Source organism: Amycolatopsis methanolica 239, from assembly GCF_000739085.1.
GTDB lineage: Bacteria > Actinomycetota > Actinomycetes > Mycobacteriales > Pseudonocardiaceae > Amycolatopsis_E > Amycolatopsis_E methanolica.
In genome coordinates this window covers 5539960-5559274 of record NZ_CP009110.1, presented here as the reverse complement: position 1 = coordinate 5559274, position 19315 = coordinate 5539960, and the positions used below count along the sequence as shown (strand labels likewise).

The window sequence follows — 19315 nt, the reverse complement described above, 5'->3', positions numbered from 1 at the left end:
CGGACGTACACGTCCGACGAGATGATGTCGGTCGCCGCGGCCCGCGCCCTGACCGGCGGCCAGCGGGTGTTCGTCGGCATCGGCCTGCCCTCCACCGCTGCCAACCTGGCCCGCCGCACCCACGCCGAGGACCTGGTGCTCATCTACGAGTCCGGCACGCTCGGCTCGAAGCCCACCCGGCTGCCCGCGTCGATCGGTGACGGCATCCTCGCCGACACCGCCGACGCCGTCATCAGCGTGCCGGAGGTGTTCAACTACTGGCTGCAGCCCGGGCGGATCGACGTCGGTTTCCTCGGCGCGGCCCAGCTGGACAAGTTCGGCAACATCAACACCACGGTCATCGGCGCCGACTACGCCGACCCGAAGGTCCGCCTGCCGGGCGCCGGTGGTGCGCCGGAGATCGCCGCGAACTGCCACGAGGTCTACGTCGTGGTGCGGCAGAGCAAGCGCAGCTTCGTCGAGCAGGTCGACTTCATCACGTCCTTCGGCCACGGCCGCGGCAAGGGTGAGCGGGAGAAGCTGGGCCTGCCCGGCGCCGGCCCGACCCTGGTGATCACCGACCTCGGCGTGATGCGCCCCGATCCGGAGACCGCCGAGCTGGTGCTGACCCAGATCCACGACGGCGTCACGGTGGAGCAGGTCAAGGAGGCGACCGGCTGGGACTTGAAGGTCGCGCCGGAGCTGGAGACCACGCCGCCGCCGACCGAGGCCGAACTGACGGCCCTGCGGGAGTTGAAGGCGGCCAAATGACTGACGCATACGTTCTCGACGCCATCCGGACCCCGTTCGGCCGCTACGGCGGCGCCCTCGCGAAGGTCCGTCCCGACGACCTCGCCGCGCATGTGCTGCGTGAACTGGCGTCCCGCAACGACCTCGATCCAGCCACGGTGGACGAGGTCGTGCTCGGGGACGCCAACCAGGCCGGGGAGGACAACCGCAACGTGGCGCGCATGGCCGCGCTGCTCGCGGGTTGGCCGACCTCGGTGCCCGGCACCACCGTGAACCGGCTCTGCGGCTCCGGTCTGGACGCGGTCATGCAGGCCAGCCGCACCATCGCGACCGGCGACGCGTCGCTGGTCGTCGCGGGCGGCGTGGAGTCGATGACCCGCGCGCCGATGATCCTGCTCAAGCCGGAGAAGGCGTACTCCCCGGCGGCGCAGACCTTGCATTCGAGCACGCTCGGCTGGCGCATGGTCAACCCGGAGATGCCCGAGCAGTGGACGATCTCGCTGGGCGAGAGCACCGAGCGGCTGGCCGAGAAGTACGGCATCACCCGCGAGGCGCAGGACGAGTTCGCCCTGCGCAGCCACCAGAACGCGGCGAAGGCGTGGGACGCCGGCTTCTACGACGACCACGTCGTCCCCGTTCCCGGCACCGACCTGACCCGCGACGAGGGCATCCGCGCCGACTCGACGCTGGAGAAGCTGGGCAAGCTCAAGCCCGCGTTCCGCAAGAACGGCACCATCACCGCCGGCAATGCCTCGCCGCTCAACGACGGCGCGTCCGCCGTCCTGCTGGGCGACCAGGCCGCGGCCGACCGGCTCGGCAAGACGCCGCTGGCGCGCATCGCCGGGCGCGGCGCGGCGGGTGTCGACCCGGACGTGTTCGGCATCGGCCCGGTGCGGGCCGCGGAGATCGCGCTGGAGCGCGCCGGGATCGGCTGGGAGCAGCTGGCCGCGGTCGAGCTGAACGAGGCGTTCGCCGCGCAGTGCCTGTCCTGCTTCGCCGACTGGCCGAAGCTCGACCCGTCGATCGTGAACGTCAACGGCGGCGCGATCGCGATCGGGCACCCGCTGGGCGCCTCCGGCGGCCGCATTCTCGCGTCGCTGGCTTACGAGCTGCGCCGCCGCGGCGGTGGCTACGGGCTGGCCGCGATCTGCATCGGCGTGGGCCAGGGGCTCGCGGTCGTGCTGGAAGCGTGAGGAGAAAGGAAACCGTGCTATGGCAGCACCGACGAGTAACAAGCTGATCCTGCCGCGCTACCGGCGGGACCCGGAGGGCACGCACCCGCCGCTGGACTCACCGGGCTACCGGTCGACGGCCTTGCGGCACCCGAAGCAGCCCCTCGTTCTGCTGCCGCAGATGCTCACCGAGGTGACCGGCCCGCTGCTCGGTCCCGGCCGCCTCGGTGAGTTCGACAACGACCTGACCCGCCAGCACGCGGAAGAGCCGCAGGGGCAGCGCATCCTGGTGCACGGCCGCCTGCTCGACGGCGACGGCCGGGGCATCCCGAACTCGCTGATCGAGATCTGGCAGGCCAACGCGGGCGGCCGCTACCGGCACATTGGCGACAACTGGCCCGCGCCGCTGGACCCGAACTTCGACGGGGTCGGCCGTACCATCACCGACTCCGAGGGCCGGTACGAGTTCATCACCATCAAGCCGGGCGCGTACCCGTGGAAGAACCACGACAACGCCTGGCGGCCCGCGCACATCCACTTCTCGGTGTTCGGGCAGGCGTTCACGCAGCGCCTGGTGACGCAGATGTACTTCCCGGACGACCCGCTGTTCTTCCAGGACCCGATCTTCAACTCGATCCCGGACGAGAAGGCGCGGCAGCGGATGATCTCGCGGTTCGACTACAGTCGCACGATCGACCACTGGGCGCTGGCCTTCGAGTTCGACATCGTGGTGCGCGGCCGCGAGCAGTCGGTGTTCGAGAACGAGGAAGAGGAAGACGAATGACGACCCCTTCGCAGACCGTCGGCCCCTACCTCGCGATCGGCCTGCCCTGGGAGGACGGCCCGACCGTGGTGCCCGAGGGCACCGAGGGCGCGGTGCGGATCCGCGGCACCGTCACCGACGGCGAGGGCAACCCGGTCCCGGACGCGATGATCGAGACCTGGCAGGCCGACCCGCAGGGCCGGTTCGACCACCCGGACGACCCGCGCGGCCGCGTTCCGGGCTTCCGCGGGTTCGGCCGCTGCCCGACCAAGCCGGACGGGAGCTACGAGATCCTGACCCTGCTGCCGGGCGCGATCCCGGGCGAGAACGGCGAGATGCAGGCCCCGCACATCGACGTGTCGGTGTTCGCGCGCGGGCTGCTGAACCGGGTCGTCACGCGCATCTACTTCCCGGAGAACACCGAGGCCAACGCCGCCGACGCGGTGCTGAACTCGGTGCCGGAAGACCGGCGCGGCACGCTGATCGCAGCCAAGACCGACGACGGGTACCGCTTCGACGTGCGTCTCCAGGGTGGGGCTGAGACAGTGTTTTTCGATGTCTGACCTGTTCGACCCGATGCTCGCCGCCGGGCCGGTCCGCGACGAGGTCTCCGACGCCGCCTGGCTGCGGGGCCTGCTCGACGCGGAAGCGGCGCTGGCGGAGGCGGAGGCGGACGCGGGCGTGATCCCGCGCGAGCACGCCGACCGGATCGCCGCTGTGGCTCGTGACGGGCACTTCGACCCCGCCGCGATCGGCGCGAAGTCGGTCGGCGTCGGCAACCCCGCCGCGCCGCTCGTGCGGGAGCTGACCGCGCGGGTCGGTGGCGAGGCGGGCCGGGTGGTGCACCTCGGCGCGACCAGCCAGGACATCGTGGACACCGCGGCGATGCTGGTGTCCGCACGTGCGGTGGACGTGCTGCTCGGTGAGGTCGAGGCGTGCGCGGACCGGCTCGCCGAGCTGGCGCGGGAGCACGCTCGCACTGTCCAAGCGGGACGGACGTTGCTCCAGCAGGCGCTACCGGTGACGTTCGGGTTCCAGGTCGCCGGCTGGCTCTCCGGGCTGGATTCGGCCGCGGACCGGTTGCGGGCGCAGCGGTTCGCGGTGCAGCTCGGCGGGGCGACCGGCACGTTGGCGTCGCTGGGTGAGCAGGGGCCTGCCGTGCTGGCGGCCTTCGCGCGCAGGCTCGGGCTGGCGGAGCCCGCGTTGCCGTGGCACACCGAGCGGACGCGCATCGCGGAACTCGCCGGTGCGCTCGGCTCGTTGTCGGGTGTGGTCGCCGGTGCGTCGCGGTCGCTGGTGCTGCTGGCGCAGACCGAAGTCGGTGAGATCGCCGAGGTCGCCGAGGGCAGCGGCGGCTCGTCCACCATGCCGCACAAGCGGAACCCGGTCGCCACGGTGGCGGCCGCGGCAGCCGCGCAGCAGGCGCCCGGACTCGTCGCGACCCTGCTCGGCGCGATGGCGCAGGAGCACCAGCGCGCCGCCGGTTCGTGGCACGCCGAGTGGCGGCCGCTGACGGAACTGTTTCGCAGCACCGGATCCGCCGTGCACTGGCTGCGCACGAGCCTCGACCGGCTCCAGGTGGACGCGGACCGGATGCGCGCGAACCTCGACCTCACCCGTGGCGCGCTGCTGTCCGAGCGGGTCACGACCGCGCTCGCGGCGGAGACCGGGCGGCTCGAAGCACACGACGCGGTGAGCGCGTGCGCTCGCCGCGCACTGGCCGGTGAGGGTGAGCTGGCCGATCTGCTGGCCGAGGACGACTTGGTGGGCAAGCACCTGTCGCGTGAGCGCATCGGCGAGCTGCTGGACCCGGCCGGTTACCTGGGGAGCGCGCGTGTCTTCGTCGAACGGGTGCTGGAGAAGCGAAAGGGGACTTCGTGAAGGTCCACTACGAGACCGCGGGCGATGGTGACGTCGTCGTCCTGAGCAATTCCATCGGCAGCAACCTGCGCATGTGGGAGCCGCAGGTGAAGCCGTTGACGGACAACGGTTTCCGCGTCGTCCGGTACGACACGCGCGGGCACGGGAGCTCCCCGGTGCCGCCGGGGCCGTACTCGATCTCCGATCTCGGCCGTGACGTCGTCGAGCTGCTGGACACGCTCGGCGTCGAGTCCGCGCACTTCGTCGGCCTGTCGCTGGGCGGCATGACCGGCGCCTGGCTCGGGCAGCATGCCCCGACGCGGATCCGGTCTTTGGCACTGACGTTCACCTCGGTCAAGCCCGGCAACGTCGACATGTGGACCGGGCGTGCGAAGCAGGTGCGCGCCGAGGGCATGGCGACGATCGCCGAGGGCAGCATCGGCCGCTGGTTCACACCGGACTGGATCTCGGCGAATCCCGAGCTGGCCGAGGAGCTGCGGCAGATGACCGCGACGACCCCGGCCGAGGGCTACGCGTCGTGCTGCGAGGCCATCGCCGGGCTCGACCTGACCGCCGGGCTGGGCACGATCACCGCACCGACCCTGGTGATCTCGGGAGCCGACGACGCCGCACTGCCGCCCTCGCACGGGCAGGTCATCGCCGACGGCATCCCCGGTGCGAAGTTCGAGGTGATCGATCACGCCGCCCACCTGGGCAGCTACCAGCAGGCAGGCAAGTTCACCGAACTGCTCCTGGAGCACCTGAAGGGGGCGCGATGAGCGACGAGCTGTACGACGCGGGCATGAAGGTCCGGCGCGAGGTGCTGGGCGACGCGCACGTCGACCGCGCCACCGCCAACGCGACCGAGTTCACGCAGAAGTTCCAGGACTACATCACTCGCGCCGCGTGGGGCTCGATCTGGACGCGTGAGGGCCTGGACCGCAAGACCCGCAGCTGCATCACGCTGGCCGTGCTCACCGCGCTGCACTGCCACGGCGAGATCGCGATGCACGTCCGCGCCGCCGTCGGCAACGGGCTGACCGCCGACGAGATCGGCGAGGTGCTGCTGCACGCCGGCGTGTACGCGGGAGTGCCTGCGGCCAACGAGGCGTTCGCCATCGCGCAGAAGACACTGGCCGAGATGGGAGAGTCCGCCGCCCAGCCACGCGCCCACTAATCCCGCCCGTCGCCCGCCACCACCCTCAACGGAGGCGCTTCGCGCCGCAGTTAGATTGGGAATATGGAACCGACCGAGCGCGGAGCGCACCACGTCCAGTCGCTGGAACGCGGCCTGGCTGTGATCCGCGCGTTCGGCGCCGGGTCGCCCGAGCTGACGCTGTCCGACGTGGCGCGCTCGACCGGCCTGACCCGCGCCGCGGCCCGGCGGTTCCTGCTCACGCTCGTGGACCTCGGGTACGTGCGCACGGACGGGAAGTACTTTTCACTGACCGCGCGCGTGCTGGAACTCGGCTACGCGTTCCTATCCAGCATGACCCTGCCCGAGGTCGCGCAGCCGCACCTGGAGCGGCTGTCGGCGGAGGTGCGTGAGTCGAGTTCGGTGTCCGTGCTGGAGGGCGCCGACATCGTCTACGTCGCGCGGGTCGCGGTGTCCCGGATCATGACGGTGAGCATCAACGTGGGCACCCGGTTCCCGGCCTACGCCACGTCGATGGGGCACGTGCTGCTCGCCGGGCTCGACGACGAGGGGTTCGCCCGGTACCTGGAGCAGGCCGAGTTGCAGCGTCTGACCTCGCACACGCTCACTTCGCCCGCCGCGTTGCGGGCCGAGCTGGCGGCGGTCCGGCAGCAGGGCTGGGCGCTGGTGGACCAGGAGCTGGAGGAGGGGCTGCGGTCGGTCGCGGCGCCGATCCGGGACCGGCAGGGCCGCGTCGTGGCGGCGGTGAACGTGTCCACCCACGCGAGCCGCACTCCGCGGGAGACGGTGATCGAGGAGATGGTGCCGCCGCTGCTGGCCGCCGCGAAGCGCATCGAGGACGACCTGGCCGTCGCACCCGCGCAGGCGCGCCGTGGCTGAGTGCGCCGGGTTGCTGCTGGCGGCCGGCGCCGGGCGGCGGATGGGGCGTCCGAAGGCGCTGGTCGACCTGGACGGGGAACCGTTGCTGCGCCGGGCTTTGCGCGTGCTGACCGACGGTGGCTGTGCGCCGGTGCGGGTGGTGGTGGGCGCGCAGGCCGACGAGGTGCGAGCGTTGCTGCCGGATCCGTCGTGGGCGGTCGAGTCGCCGGACTGGGCCAGCGGGATGGGCGCGTCGCTGCGGGCCGGGCTGCGCGCGTTGCCGGAAGCGTCGGCCGTGCTGGTGCACCTGGTCGACCTGCCCGGGGTGGACGCCCGCATCGTGGCGCGGCTGCGGGCGCTGGCGTCGGAGGAGGTGGTCGCACGCGCCGCCTACGACGGGGTGCCGGGGCATCCGGTGCTGTTCGGCCGCCGCTGGTGGGACGAGGTCGCCGAGAGCGCCTCGGGCGACCGCGGAGCGCGGGACTGGCTCCGCGGCCGCACCGACCTGCGGCTGGTGGAGTGCGCCGACCTGGGCGGTGGCCAGGACGTGGACACCCCGGCGGACCTGCAGCGCTAAGCGGCGATCACCCCGCCGACGCCGGTCCGCCCGGCGGGTGTGCCGACGAGTTCCACCGTCACCCCGGCCCGCACCCGTTCCCCGAACACCGCCACGATCGCGTCGGTCACCCCGGCCGCCAGCCGGGCCACGAGGTCGTCCGCGTCCGGGCGCTCGAACGCCGCTTCCCGGATGCCGAAGATCACCGACGGCGCGGGCGCGGGCGCCGGCTTGCCCCCGATGCCCCACCGGTTCGACGGCACCCCGACCAGCCGCACGACCGCGATCTCCCGCGCCCACTCGCCATACACGGCGACGATCGCCTCGGTCAGGCCTTCGATCAGCTCGGCCTCGCGCCCGGCCAGGTCGCTCTCCAGGACGTGCGCGGTCAGATGAGGCATCTCAACTCCCAAAGTAGATTTGCAAGCAAAGGTAATCACGAGCGGAGTGGCTGTCAACGACGGGCGAACCCCTTAGGGTGGAGGGGTGAAGGTCAACTCACCCGAAGAGCTGGCGACGGAGCTGGACCGGGTCGGCTACCTCGCCGACGAGGGCGTCGCCACCGCCGCGTTCCTGGCGTTGCGCATGCAGCGCCCGCTGTTCTGCGAAGGCGAACCTGGCACGGGGAAGACCTCGCTGGCCGTGTCGCTGTCGGAAGCGCTCGGCCTGCCGCTGGTGCGGTTGCAGTGCCACGAGGGCATCGACGCGGCGCAGGCGCTGTACGAATGGGACTTCCCGCGCCAGCTGCTGCACCTGCGCGCGCTGGAAGCCGGCAGCGAGCACCTGGACGTCGAAGCCGCGGAGCAGTCGCTGTTCACCGAGCGGTTCCTGCTGGCCCGGCCGTTGCTGCGGGCCCTGAAGGAGTCGCCGTGCGTGTTGCTGGTCGACGAAATCGACCGCGCCGACGACGAGTTCGAGGCGTTCCTGCTGCAACTGCTCGACGAGAACGCCGTGACGATCCCGGAGTTCGGCGAGATCCGCGCCGTGCGGCCGCCGCTGGTGCTGCTGACCTCCAACCGCACCCGCGAGGTGCATGACGCGCTGAAGCGACGCTGCCTTTACCACTGGCTGGAGCACCCCGACCTGGCCCGCGAGGTCGCCATCCTGCGCCGCAGGCTGCCCGGAGTCGGCGAACGGCTCGCGACGCAGGTGGCCGCGGCCGTCCGCCGGCTGCGTGAGCTGGAGCTGCTGAAACCGCCGGGCATCGCCGAGTCGCTCGACTGGGCGCAGGCGCTGCTGGCGCTCAACCGCACCGAACTCGACGCGGAGATCGCCGCCCGGACCCTCGGCGCGGTGCTCAAGTACTCCGAGGACCTCGACCGCGTCCGCGCCAAACTCGACACGGTGCTGGCTTAGCCGACGCGGGCGAGGGCGTTCCGCGGTCGCCTCCCTGCGCCCGCGCCCGTCCGGCGCCGCGTACTCCACGAACGCGAGCACCTCCCCGGACACCGCACCTCCTGCAGCAGCTCCCGCAGCTCCTTCGCCGTCACCTCCGCGCCGGTCGGGTCGGTGTGCCGCTGCACGTGCCGGGCGAAGTCGATCTGCAACCGCCGCGGGAGTTCGACGCCGCAACCGGTGCTCAGCAGACGCGCGATGCCGCCCTTGCCGGACTGCGAGTTCAATGCTCGACCTGTGCGGACCTGATCGAGTACGTCGTAGTCGGGCTCGGTCGGGTTGAACACCTCAGCCGGGCGTACCCGTCGCGGTACCGGTGGGAGGGCATCGGGGGAGGGGCGCTGGGTGTTCAAGCGGTACATGTTCGCGTTTCCTCTGGTCCGGTCGACGGGGAGGCGATCCGCGAGCTGGCGGCCACGGGGGCTGGAGACACGTCAGGGGGCGGGATGGTCGACATGCTGCGCCCCGGCGGCCCTGACCACGAGGCGCGCGCCGGATTGGTGGACGCCATCGCGGCCAGGGCTGGTGGTGAGCCGGGCTCACCTGGTGTCGATGAAGGAGGCTCTCAGCGCGGGCAGTGCGCGAGCAGGTACGCCTGCGGAGTCGTCTCGTATTCGAACGCGGGCTCGCGGATCAGCCGCGCGGTCACCGGGAGCCCGGCGTCCGCCAGCAGTTCCGTGATGCGGTCCGGCGGCAGGCGGTACGCGTCGTAGGTAACCGTGTGCCCGTAAGCCTGTTCGAGGCGCTTGCGCTCGTCGCCGACCTGGAACGCCACCATCAGGTGCCCGCCCGGCGCGAGGACGCGCGCGAACTCCGCGAACACCTCCGGCAGCAGCTCCGGTGGTGTGTGGATGATCGAGTAGAACGCGAGGATCCCGCCCAGGCTGGCGTCCTCCAGTGCCAGGTCGGACATGGTGCCGACCTCGAACCGCAGGTGCGGGTAGCGCCGCCGCGCCTCCGCCAGCATGCCGGGCGACAGGTCGATGCCGAACACCGGAACCCCCAGCGAATCCAGGTACGTCGTCACCCGCCCCGTGCCGCAGCCGATGTCCGCCACCAGCCCGCCGTCCCTGCGCACGTAGTCGGCGAAGAGCCGCAACATCGCCAGGTCCTCCGGAGTCTGCTCCAGGAGGCCTTCGAGGAGTTTCGCGTAGTCGACCGCCACGGTGTCGTAGGCGGCGCGGGTCATGTCGAGATGGGTCACGCGGCGACCGTATCGAGGGCGGGTGGCCGGTGTGGCCTGACTCGCCGGTGCGGGTGAATTTCTTGTCCCGCAACGGTTTTCGCGGCGCGGGCGGGCGAATCACCCGGCTGATCCCGCTGCGCTCCCGCGAGTTGATCGCGGCGGCTTCGCTCCGCTGAGGCCGTACTGCAGCAGGTCGAAGGCCCGGTCGATCACCGCGGGCTGGTCCCGGTGCACGTCGTCGGGGTCGTCGCCGTCCAGCATGCGGCCGGTCGCCCGCTCGTAGATCGAGTCGATCGCGGCGGTCAGCAGGTTCGCGGTCAGGCGCGCTTCCACCGGGTCGCCGGTCTCCTCCGTCAGGACGTCCGCCAGCATCGCGGCGATCTCGCGGGACTGCTCGTAGGTGCGCGTGACCAGCGCCGGGCTGGCGCGCAGGATCGACAGGAACCCCACCGTTCCCGGCCGCGTCCCGGACAGCGGATGGCGTTGCCGCACCAGTTCGTGGTGGTACCGCCGCAGCGCCGTCACCACGTCCTGCCCGGCCGGCCGCTCCCGGACGACCCGCTCCAGTTCGCGGAGCCGGTCGTCGTGCCGGTCGAGGAACAGGTCCTCCTTGTGCGGGAAGTAGTTGAACACGGTCATCTTCGAGACGCCGGCGGCCTCCGCGACCTCGGCGACCGTGACGTTGTCGAAGCCCTTGACGGCGAACAGGCCGGTCGCGACGTCGGAGATGTGCCGCCGCGTGGCCCGCTTCTTCTCTTCGCGCAGTCCCACGCCGAAATCCTATACCGAACCAAAACATTGACCGAGTCTAAGTTTGTGGCACGATGGTGGCATGGAACTTCCACATGGTGATCTCCGGGGGCGCCGACCGGCCTGATGCTGGCGGGCGAGTTGCGGCTCGGCGGCGTGGACGTGCTGGTCGTGGAGCGGCGGACCGAGATCGATCTGACCCTCAAGGCGGGCTCGATCAACCTCGCGACGGGTGAGGCGCTCTACCGGCGCGGCCTGCTGGAGCGGCTCGAGCACGAAACGCGGCAGGGCATGGCGCAGGTGAAAGCGATGCTGTCGCGGGCGACTCGGCGCCACCGCCGATCGCCGGGCACTTCGCCGGGATCATGGTCGGCCTCGACCTGGTCGATTTCGCCGATCCCGCGTTCCGGGACGCGGGCCCGGCCGCCAACCTGCAGCTGGTGGGCCAGCGGACCGTGGAGAAGGTGCTGGAGGAGCACGCGACCGGCCTGGGGGCGGTCGTGCGCCGGGGCGCCGAGGTGACCGGGTTCGAGGCGGATGACGAGGGCGTGACGGTCTTCGTCGGCGGCGAGCGGGTCCGCGCGGGCTGGCTCATCGGCTGCGACGGTGGCCGCAGTCTGGTGCGCAAGCTGGCCGGGTTCGACTTCCCCGGCACCGATCCGGAGATCACCGGACGTCAGGCGTCCGGAGTGGACGTCACAGTCAGGTCGATCCACAGCGCCACGCGATTCACCGACAACGCCCGCCAGGCCACCACCTACCGCAGGGGCCGGGTGCTGCTCGCCGGCGACGCGGCGCACGTTCATTCGCCGTTCGGCGGGCAGGGGCTCAACCTCGGCATCGGCGACGCGGTCAACCTCGGCTGGAAACGCGCCGCGACCGTCCGCGGCGACGCGCCGGACGGGCTGCTCGACACCTACCCGGTCGAACGGCACCCGATCGGCGAGTGGGTGCTGGAGTGGACCCGCGCGCAGATCGCGGCGATGCGGCCCGATCCGCACGCCAAGGCCCTGCGCTCGGTGCTCACCGACCTGCTCACCACCGGCGACGGGGCGACGTACCTGGCGAAGAAGCTGTCCGGGGTGCCGCACCGCTACCCGGTCGACAGCGACCACGACCTGGCGGGCAAGAGCGCACCGGACTTCGAGTTCACCGACGGCAGCCGTCTCGCCGACCACTGCGGCGACGGCCGGGCCGTGCTGATCGGCGCGCGGATCGACGACGAGCGCGTCCGCGTGGCGCCGGGGGAGTCGTCAGGCGGCCCGTTCTCAAGGCCCTGATCAGGCCCGACGGTCACGTCGCGTGGGCGGCCGAGGACGGCGGCACAGCCGGCCTGGAGAAGGCGTTCGCGATCTCGTTCGGCACGCGGAACCCCTCACATCGGATTTTCGCGTAACAATGAACAGGTGAACACCCAGAACCCGCTGGCCGGATTCGTCGGCTTCGCCACCGCGCTGCGCGAAGCCGGCGTCGCCTGCGGGCCGCAGCGGGTGCAGGCCTACCTCGACGCAGTCGAGCGGCTCGACGTCGGCGAGGCGGACCAGCTGTACTGGGCGGGCAGGCTGACGCTGTGCTCGGACCCGGACGACCTGATCCGCTACGACGACGCGTTCGCGCAGTGGTTCGCCGCGGCGCCACCGGAACCGCGGCCGGCCACCGTCCGCCGCGAGCAGCGGTCCCGCATCGCCGCACTGGTGTCGCAGCCGGCGGGCGAGGGCGAGGCCGGGTCGGACGACGAGCAGCTGCGGGTCGCGGCGACCGACGCCGAAGTGCTGCGCGAACGGGATCTCGCGGAGCTGACCAAGGCCGAACGCGAGCACCTGCGGGAGCTGATGGCGGTGCTGCGGCCGCAACCGCCGATGCGGAAGTCCCTGCGCAGCAGGCCGGCGCGCCGCGGCTCGCTCGACCCGGGCCGGACGCTGCGCGCGATGCTGGCCGGCGGCGGCGAACCGGTCCGGCTCGCGCACCGGAACCGGTCCACCCGCCCGCGCCGCGTGGTGCTGCTGCTCGACGTGTCCGGGTCGATGAGCCCGTACGCCGACTCGCTGCTGCGGTTCGCGCACGTCGTGGTGCGCCGGGCGCCTGCCGCCGTCGAGGTGTTCACCCTCGGCACCCGGCTGACCAGGGTGTCCCGGCAGCTGCGGCAGCGCGACCCGGAACGCGCGATGCTCGCCGCGGGCACCGCGGTGCCCGACTTCGCCGGCGGCACCCGGCTCGGCGAGACGCTGCGGATCTTCCTGGACCGGTGGGGGCAGCGCGGGCTCGCGCGCCGCGCCGTCGTCACGGTGTTCTCCGACGGCTGGGAGCGCGGCGACCCCAGCCTCCTCGGCGAGCAGATGGCCCGGATGCGCCGCCTGGCGCACGCGGTGTTCTGGGTGAACCCGCACGCGGGACGCGAAGGCTACGCTCCGGTGCAGTCCGGCATCGCGGCCGCGCTCCCGCACGTCGACCGCTTGCTGGCCGGCCACAGCCTGGCCACCCTGGAACGACTGCTGCTGGAGATCCGCGATGCATGATGTACTCGACGAGTTGTACAAGCGCTGGCGCGAGGGCGAAGCCGTCGGCGTCGGCACGGTCGTGGCGACCTTCTCCTCGGCGCCCCGTGCGCCGGGCGCCGCGATGCTGGTCACCGAGGACGGGACGGCGGTCGGCAGCGTGTCCGGCGGCTGCGTCGAGGGCGCGGTGTACGAGCTGGCGCAACAGGTGGTCGCCGACCGCGAGCCGGTGCTGCAGCGCTACGGCGTCAGCGACGACGACGCGTTTGCGGTGGGCCTGACCTGCGGCGGGATCATCGACATCTACGTCGAGCGGATCGACAGGGAGACTCTGCCCGAGCTGGGCGACGTCGTCGACTCCGTGCACCGCGGGGAGCCCGTCGCCGTGGTCACCGTGATCGAGCACGAGGACCCGGAGCGGCGCGGTCGGCACATGGTCGTGTGGCCGGACCGGACAGCGGGGACGCTCGGCACCGACCGGATCGACGACGCGGTCGCCGACGACGCGCGCGGCCTGCTCGCCAACGGGCGCACCGGAACGCTGCACTACGGCCTCGAGGGCGAGCGGCGCGGCGAGGGCATGGCGGTGTTCGTCAACTCCTTCGAACCGCAGCCGCGGATGCTGGTGTTTGGCGCGATCGACTTCGCGGCCGCGATGGCGCGCATGGGCTCCTACCTCGGTTACCAGGTCACGGTGTGCGACGCGCGTCCGGTTTTCGCCACCGCGTCGCGGTTCCCGGACGCCGACGACGTCGTCGTGGACTGGCCGCACCGCTACCTCAAGGCCGAGGCGGAGGCGGGCCGTATCGACCGGCGCACCGTGATCGCGGTGCTCACCCACGACCCGAAGTTCGACGTGCCGCTGCTGGAGGTCGCGTTGCGGCTGGACGTCGGCTACATCGGGGCGATGGGGTCGCGGCGCACGCACGACGACCGCCTCGCCCGCTTGCGGGAGGCGGGATTGACAGAGGCGGAACTGTCGCGATTGGCCTCTCCGATCGGGCTCGATCTCGGCGCCCGCACACCGGAGGAGACCGCGGTGTCGATCGCCGCGGAGATCATCGCGTTGCGGTGGGGCGGTGGCGGGAAGCGGCTCACGGAGTTGTCCGGACGCATCCACGGCTGACCCTGTCGTGCACCCACGACTGGCCCTTTCGCAGGCCTGCGACTGGTCACTTCGTACGAGCCGGTTCCGCGGCTGCAGCGTAGAGCCGGATTTTTCCGTGCAGTTGCGGGAGTCGGGGTGAAGTGTCACCCAACCAGGACTTGTCCGAACGGCACGGAAGTAGCACGCTCGCTTGTGAAGCCGATCACCCAGCTCCCACCACTGGAGGCCTCATGCGCATCACCGTCAACGTGGACGGAACCAGTTACACCGACGAGGTCGAACCCCGCACGTTGCTTGTTCACTACCTGAGGGAGACGCTCGGGAAAGTCGGCACCGTCATCGGGTGCGACACCAGCAACTGCGGTGCCTGCACCGTGCACCTCAACGGCCAGAGCGTGAAGTCCTGCTCGGTCCTCGCCGTGCAGGCCGACGGTGCCGAGGTGACGACCATCGAGGGCCTGGCTCGCGACGGCAAGCTCCACCCCGTGCAGGAAGCGTTCCACGACAACCACGCCCTGCAGTGCGGGTTCTGCACGCCGGGCATGATCATGCAGTCGATCGACCTGCTCGCCGACAACCCGAACCCGGACGAGCACGCCGTCCGCGAGGGGCTCGAGGGCAACCTGTGCCGCTGCACCGGTTACCAGAACATCGTTCGCGCCGTGCGGGACGCGGCGCAGCGGATGAGCCCGGGCGCGGGGCCGGAGGCCGAGCGCGTCTCCGGTGACGACGTCTCCCGCGCGCCCAGCGCGTTCGCGGGCGGGGGCGAGTGACATGACGTCGACGATCGAACCCGAGGTCGGCAAGGCGCGCACCCGCAAGGAGGACGCGCGGCTCATCACCGGCCGCACCCGCTGGACCGACAACATCACGCTGCCCGGGATGCTGCACGTGGCGATCCTGCGCAGCCCGTTCGCCCACGCCCGGATAAGGTCCATCGACACGGCCGCGGCGCGGGACATGCCGGGCGTCGTCGCCGTCTACACGGCCCGCGACCTCGACCCGGACAACGCGATCGGCATGCCGTGCGCGTGGCCGATCACGCCGGACATGAAGCAACCGCGGCGGCCCGTGCTGGCCGCCGACCAGGTCAACTTCGCCGGTGAGGGCGTCGCGGTGGTCGTAGCCCGCAGCAAGGCCGAGGCCGCCGACGCGCTCGAGGCCATCGACGTGGACTACGAGGAACTGCCCGTGGTCCTCGGCCTGGAGAACGCGATCGCCGACGACGCGCCGCTGGTGCACGACGAGCTGGGCACCAACAAGCAGGCGACGTGGGTCTTCGACTCGGCCGAGGCGGGCACCGGCGGTAACGTCGAGGAAGCGCTGGCCGGCGGCGAGGTCGTGCTCAAGCGGCGTTTCCGCCAGCAGCGCCTGGTGCCCGCGTTCATGGAGCCGCGCTCGGTCGTGGTCGACCCGACCGGCACCCAGATCACCATGTGGTCGGCCACCCAGGTGCCGCACATCCTCAAGACGATGACGGCGCTGACGCTCGGCATCCCCGAGCACAAACTGCGCGTCATCGCGCCGGACGTCGGCGGCGGGTTCGGCGGCAAGATCGCCGTGCTGCCCGAGGAGACCATGGCGGTCCTCATCGCGCAGAAGCTCGGCAAGCCGGTCAAGTGGACCGAGACCCGCTCGGAGTGTATGCAGACCGCGCACCACGGCCGCGACCAGATCCAGGACATCTCGATCAGCGCGAACCGCGACGGCACGATCACCGGCCTCAAGGTCGAGTTGCTCGCCGACATGGGCGCCTACAACGGGCTGGTCGGGCCCGGCGTGCCGATCCTGGGCGCGTTCATGTTCAACGCGATCTACAAGATCCCGGCCTACCACTTCGCCTGCACGAACGTGTTCACCAACACCACGCTCACCGACGCCTACCGCGGCGCCGGGCGGCCGGAGGCCACGTTCGCGATCGAGCGGATGATGGACGAGCTGGCCGCCGAGCTGGGCATGGACCCGCTGGAGCTGCGCGAGAAGAACTGGATCAAGCACGAGGAGTTCCCGTTCACCACGGTCTGCGGGCTGACCTACGACTCGGGCAACTACGAGGCCGCCACCGAGCGCGCCAAGGAGCTGTTCGACTACGAGGGCCTGCGCCGGGAGCAGCAGGAACGCCGCGAGCGCAAGGATCCGGTGCAGCTGGGCATCGGCATCTCGACGTTCACCGAGATGTGCGGGCTGGCGCCGTCGCGGGTGCTCGGGTCGCTGGACTACGGGGCGGGCGGCTGGGAGCACGCGGCGATCCGCGTGCTGCCGACAGGCAAGGTCGAGGTGGTCACCGGCGCCTCCGCCCACGGGCAGGGGCACGAGACGGCGTGGAGCCAGATCGTGGCCGACCGGCTCGGCGTCGCGTTCGAGGACATCGAGGTCATCCACGGCGACACGCAGTCCTCGCACAAGGGCATGGACACCTACGGGTCGCGGTCGCTGGCCGTCGGCGGCATCGCGGTGGTAAAGGCCGCCGAGAAGGTCGTCGACAAGGCCCGCACGATCGCCGCACACCTGCTGGAGTGCTCGCCGGACGACCTGGAGTTCGAGGGCGGCAAGTTCACTGTCCGCGGCACCGACACGTCGACGACGATCCAGGACGTCGCGTTCGCGACGTTCGCCGCGCACAACCTGCCCGAGGGCATGGAGCCCACGCTGGACTCCGAGGCCGTGTTCGACCCGGAGAACTTCTCGTTCCCGCACGGCACGCACCTGTGCGCCGCCGAGGTGGACACCGAGACCGGGCGGGTGCGGTTGCGCTCGTACGTGTGCGTGGACGATGTGGGCAAGGTGGTCAACCCGCTGATCGTGGAGGGGCAGGTGCACGGCGGTCTCGCCCAGGGCATCGCGCAGGCCCTCTACGAGGAGGCGGTGTTCGACGAGAGCGGCACGCTGACCACCGGCACGTTCGCCGACTACCTGCTGCCCTCGGCGGCCGACCTGCCGTCGTTCGTCACCGACCGCACCGAGACGGCGGCGACGTCGAACCCGCTGGGCGTCAAGGGTGTCGGCGAGGCGGGCACGATCGCCTCCACCCCGGCGGTGGTCAACGCGGTCGTGGACGCCGTGCGGCAGTTCGGGGTCAACGACATCGAGATGCCGTGCTCGCCCATGCGGGTGTGGTCGGCGATCCACCGCGGCCGCACCGACGCCGGCGGCGTCGGTGCGGAGGCCGGCGGCGGACTGGGTTCCATCGACGCTTCGGGAGGTGCGCAGTGATCCCCGCTGCCTTCGACTACGTCGCGCCGTCCACTGTGGACGAGGCGGTGCAGGCACTGGCCGCGGCCGGTGAGGACGCCAAGGTGCTGGCCGGCGGACAAAGCCTGCTGCCGGTGCTGCGGATGCGGCTGGCCGCGCCCACGACGCTCATCGACCTCGGCAAGATCACCGAGCTGCGGGGTGTCCGCGACGACGGCGACGCGATCGTCATCGGCGCCATGACCACGCACTACGACGTGCAGCGCGACCAGCTGGTCGCCGAGCACGCCGCACTGCTGGCCAAGGCGACCGACACGGTGGCCGACCCGCAGGTGCGGCACCGCGGCACGTTCGGCGGTTCGATCGCGCACGCGGACCCGGCAGGCGACCTGCTGGCCCCCGCACTGGCGTTGGACGCCGAGATGGTGATCGCGAGCAGCAGTGGCAGGCGGACGGTGCCTGTGGCGGAGTTCTTCCAGGACTTCTTCACCACGGCGCTCGAGCCGGGCGAGATCCTGGTCGAGATCCGCGTGCCGAAGCACACCGGGTGGAAGGCGCACTACGAGAAGTTCAACCGGGTCGCCCAGGCGTGGTCGATGGTCGCGGTGGCGGCCACGGTCCGCACGGACGGCGACACGATCGCCGAGGCCCGGGTCGCGCTGACGAACATGGCGTCGGTACCGGTGCGGGCCACCGCGGTCGAGCAGGCCCTGGTGGGCCAGTCCGCGTCCGACGACACGATCCGCGCCGCGGCCGCCCACGCCGCCGAGGGCACCAGCCCCACGGCGGACGGCAACGCGGACGTGGAGTACCGGCAGGAGCTGGCCAAGGTGCTGACGGGCCGCGCGGTCTCGGCAGCCCTGTCCGCGGTGTAGGCCCAGGCGCCCGCGGCCGCCCTGCAGTGGGCGGCCGCGGGTACCAGCCGCGGGAGCGCAAAGCTCTCGTCGGTCAGCGCTGGCCGTGCGGGCGTGGTGCTCCCGCCGGTGGGCCCCGGGCTCCGACCGCAGCAATGTGATCATCCGACCACCGTTCCCCCGTGCGGGGCGCGCCGATCCGGGCCCCGCGAAGTCACGCACATGCCGGTTCCGGCACTAAGGTGGCTGCGAGGGACTTGAAGCTTTCTGGAGAAGGGAGGTCGGCCCGTGCGGCTCGACCATGAATTCACCGTTCCGGCCCCGCCCGCCGAGGTGTGGAAGGCGGTCACCGACCCGGAACGCGTTGCCCCCTGCATGCCGGGTGCGACCCTGACGAAGGTCGAGGGCGAGACGTTCACCGGCACGGTCAAGGTGAAGCTGGGGCCGATCTCCCTGCTGTACAAGGGCTCCGGCGAGTTCCTGGAGACCGATGAGCAGGCCCGCAAGATCGTGATCAAGGCCTCCGGCAAGGACTCGCGAGGAGCGGGCACCGCGGCGGCGACCGTCACGGTGACGCTGTCCGAGGAGAACGGCGGGACGAAGGGTTCCGTGGCGACGGACCTGAACGTGACCGGCCGCCCGGCGCAGTTCGGCCGCGGCATGATCTCGGAGGTCGGCGGCAAGATCCTCGACCAGTTCGCGACGAACCTGGCCGACCGCCTCGGCGCGGCGGAGACCTCATCCGCCCCCGCCGAGGAGAAGCCGGCCGAGTCCGGGGTGACCACCGAACCGGCCCCGGAGAAGCCCAAGCTGGAGACAGTGAAGCCGCAGCCCCAGGAAGCCGAGGCGATCGACCTCTTCGAGTACGCGGGCGGCTCCATCGGCAAGCGCCTGGCCCCGGTACTCGCCGGAGTCGCCGCGGTACTCGGCATCGTGGCGATCGTGCGCCTGATCCGCCGCCGCTGAGGCCCAGCGCCGAGCGGGCGCCCACCTGCTCGGCGCACCTCCTCACGACAACCGGGTACCGCGGCGGCCCCGTGGGTTCGCCGCGGCCTCCCACCGCGCTGGCACCCGGCCTGCTCGCGCGCACCCCCAACGTGCGGCCACGCGGCCGCTCGCGCGCACTGCCGCCGCGCGGCACGCGGCTCGCTCGCGCGCACTGCCGCCGCGCTGGCACGCGGCCTGCTCGCGCGCACCCCCGGCGTGCGGCCACGCGGCCGCTTTCGCACAGCCACGCCCAT

The 19315-nt window shown here is 71.7% G+C and carries 22 protein-coding genes and 1 pseudogene; 19 read left to right on the top strand and 4 right to left on the bottom strand.

Going from position 1 to position 19315, the window contains the following annotated elements; all coding sequences use genetic code 11:
- Positions 1 to 21: 21 nt before the first annotated feature.
- The 9 genes from AMETH_RS27060 (at position 22) to AMETH_RS27020 (ending at position 7115) form a co-directional block, all read left to right on the top strand.
- Positions 22 to 750 (top strand): CoA-transferase subunit beta, encoded by a 729-nt coding sequence (locus AMETH_RS27060; protein ID WP_051079555.1) that lies wholly within the window; start codon positions 22 to 24, stop codon positions 748 to 750.
- Complete coding sequence (locus tag AMETH_RS27055; RefSeq protein ID WP_017984330.1) at positions 747 to 1922, top strand: thiolase family protein; 1176 nt, start codon at positions 747 to 749, stop codon at positions 1920 to 1922. Before AMETH_RS27060 ends, AMETH_RS27055 begins: the two co-directional genes overlap by 4 nt.
- A 19-nt stretch (positions 1923 to 1941) precedes the next feature.
- Positions 1942 to 2685, top strand: a complete 744-nt coding sequence (pcaH, locus tag AMETH_RS27050; RefSeq protein WP_017984329.1) for a protocatechuate 3,4-dioxygenase subunit beta — start codon at positions 1942 to 1944, stop codon at positions 2683 to 2685.
- On the top strand, positions 2682 to 3227 hold the full coding sequence (gene pcaG / locus AMETH_RS27045; RefSeq protein ID WP_017984328.1) for a protocatechuate 3,4-dioxygenase subunit alpha: 546 nt from the start codon (positions 2682 to 2684) through the stop codon (positions 3225 to 3227). Before pcaH ends, pcaG begins: the two co-directional genes overlap by 4 nt.
- Positions 3220 to 4545 (top strand): 3-carboxy-cis,cis-muconate cycloisomerase, encoded by a 1326-nt coding sequence (pcaB, locus tag AMETH_RS27040; protein ID WP_017984327.1) that lies wholly within the window; start codon positions 3220 to 3222, stop codon positions 4543 to 4545. Before pcaG ends, pcaB begins: the two co-directional genes overlap by 8 nt.
- Positions 4542 to 5303 carry a 3-oxoadipate enol-lactonase gene (gene pcaD / locus AMETH_RS27035; protein ID WP_017984326.1) on the top strand — a complete coding sequence of 254 codons (762 nt, stop codon included), beginning with the start codon at positions 4542 to 4544 and terminating at the stop codon, positions 5301 to 5303. The genes pcaB and pcaD overlap by 4 nt, the downstream gene beginning before the upstream one ends.
- Positions 5300 to 5701 (top strand): 4-carboxymuconolactone decarboxylase, encoded by a 402-nt coding sequence (gene pcaC, locus AMETH_RS27030; RefSeq protein ID WP_017984325.1) that lies wholly within the window; start codon positions 5300 to 5302, stop codon positions 5699 to 5701. Before pcaD ends, pcaC begins: the two co-directional genes overlap by 4 nt.
- Before the next feature lie 63 nt (positions 5702 to 5764).
- Positions 5765 to 6559: an IclR family transcriptional regulator gene (locus AMETH_RS27025; protein ID WP_017984324.1), complete on the top strand. Its 795-nt coding sequence runs from the start codon at positions 5765 to 5767 to the stop codon at positions 6557 to 6559.
- Positions 6552 to 7115, top strand: coding sequence for a nucleotidyltransferase family protein (locus AMETH_RS27020; protein ID WP_017984323.1), 564 nt, complete (start codon positions 6552 to 6554; stop codon positions 7113 to 7115). The genes AMETH_RS27025 and AMETH_RS27020 overlap by 8 nt, the downstream gene beginning before the upstream one ends.
- On the opposite strand, the gene AMETH_RS27015 is transcribed toward AMETH_RS27020, so the two are convergent.
- Positions 7112 to 7495, bottom strand: a complete 384-nt coding sequence (locus AMETH_RS27015) for a tautomerase family protein (RefSeq protein WP_017984322.1) — start codon at positions 7493 to 7495, stop codon at positions 7112 to 7114. The genes AMETH_RS27020 and AMETH_RS27015 overlap by 4 nt on opposite strands.
- A gap of 85 nt (positions 7496 to 7580) precedes the next feature.
- Between AMETH_RS27015 and AMETH_RS27010 the strand changes: the two genes are divergently transcribed.
- Positions 7581 to 8450 (top strand): AAA family ATPase, encoded by an 870-nt coding sequence (locus tag AMETH_RS27010; protein ID WP_017984321.1) that lies wholly within the window; start codon positions 7581 to 7583, stop codon positions 8448 to 8450.
- Here AMETH_RS27010 and AMETH_RS39365 read toward each other — a convergent pair.
- The 3 genes from AMETH_RS39365 to AMETH_RS26995 all read right to left on the bottom strand — a co-directional run bounded on the left by AMETH_RS39365 (position 8447) and on the right by AMETH_RS26995 (position 10446).
- Positions 8447 to 8776 (bottom strand): hypothetical protein, encoded by a 330-nt coding sequence (locus tag AMETH_RS39365; RefSeq protein WP_020486729.1) that lies wholly within the window; start codon positions 8774 to 8776, stop codon positions 8447 to 8449. The genes AMETH_RS27010 and AMETH_RS39365 overlap by 4 nt on opposite strands.
- Before the next feature lie 278 nt (positions 8777 to 9054).
- Positions 9055 to 9678, bottom strand: coding sequence for a class I SAM-dependent DNA methyltransferase (locus AMETH_RS27000; protein WP_017984319.1), 624 nt, complete (start codon positions 9676 to 9678; stop codon positions 9055 to 9057).
- A gap of 114 nt (positions 9679 to 9792) precedes the next feature.
- Positions 9793 to 10446 carry a TetR/AcrR family transcriptional regulator gene (locus AMETH_RS26995; RefSeq protein WP_017984318.1) on the bottom strand — a complete coding sequence of 218 codons (654 nt, stop codon included), beginning with the start codon at positions 10444 to 10446 and terminating at the stop codon, positions 9793 to 9795.
- A 105-nt stretch (positions 10447 to 10551) separates the two neighbouring features.
- Between AMETH_RS26995 and AMETH_RS41930 the strand changes: the two are divergent.
- From AMETH_RS41930 to AMETH_RS26960, 9 genes and pseudogenes are all read left to right on the top strand, one after another.
- Positions 10552 to 10671 (top strand): annotated as a pseudogene (locus AMETH_RS41930) (hypothetical protein); the annotation flags it as partial.
- A 119-nt stretch (positions 10672 to 10790) separates the two neighbouring features.
- Positions 10791 to 11705 carry an FAD-dependent monooxygenase gene (locus AMETH_RS41925; protein WP_017984317.1) on the top strand — a complete coding sequence of 305 codons (915 nt, stop codon included), beginning with the start codon at positions 10791 to 10793 and terminating at the stop codon, positions 11703 to 11705.
- The gene (locus AMETH_RS42225) at positions 11603 to 11821 is read left to right on the top strand and encodes an aromatic-ring hydroxylase C-terminal domain-containing protein (protein WP_323806993.1); all 219 of its coding nucleotides are present in this window, start codon (positions 11603 to 11605) and stop codon (positions 11819 to 11821) included. The genes AMETH_RS41925 and AMETH_RS42225 overlap by 103 nt, the downstream gene beginning before the upstream one ends.
- Before the next feature lie 10 nt (positions 11822 to 11831).
- Complete coding sequence (locus AMETH_RS26985; RefSeq protein ID WP_017984316.1) at positions 11832 to 12941, top strand: vWA domain-containing protein; 1110 nt, start codon at positions 11832 to 11834, stop codon at positions 12939 to 12941.
- On the top strand, positions 12934 to 14046 hold the full coding sequence (locus AMETH_RS26980) for an XdhC family protein (RefSeq protein ID WP_017984315.1): 1113 nt from the start codon (positions 12934 to 12936) through the stop codon (positions 14044 to 14046). The genes AMETH_RS26985 and AMETH_RS26980 overlap by 8 nt, the downstream gene beginning before the upstream one ends.
- 212 nt (positions 14047 to 14258) lie before the next feature.
- Positions 14259 to 14801 (top strand): (2Fe-2S)-binding protein, encoded by a 543-nt coding sequence (locus AMETH_RS26975; protein ID WP_017984314.1) that lies wholly within the window; start codon positions 14259 to 14261, stop codon positions 14799 to 14801.
- A 1-nt stretch (position 14802) separates the two neighbouring features.
- Entirely contained in the window at positions 14803 to 17241 is a 2439-nt protein-coding gene (locus AMETH_RS26970) for a xanthine dehydrogenase family protein molybdopterin-binding subunit (RefSeq protein WP_017984313.1), read from the top strand.
- A complete protein-coding gene (locus tag AMETH_RS26965; protein ID WP_017984312.1) occupies positions 17238 to 18095 on the top strand; it encodes an FAD binding domain-containing protein in 858 nt (285 codons plus the stop codon). Before AMETH_RS26970 ends, AMETH_RS26965 begins: the two co-directional genes overlap by 4 nt.
- Before the next feature lie 267 nt (positions 18096 to 18362).
- Positions 18363 to 19040: an SRPBCC family protein gene (locus AMETH_RS26960; protein ID WP_017984311.1), complete on the top strand. Its 678-nt coding sequence runs from the start codon at positions 18363 to 18365 to the stop codon at positions 19038 to 19040.
- Positions 19041 to 19315 lie beyond the last annotated feature (275 nt).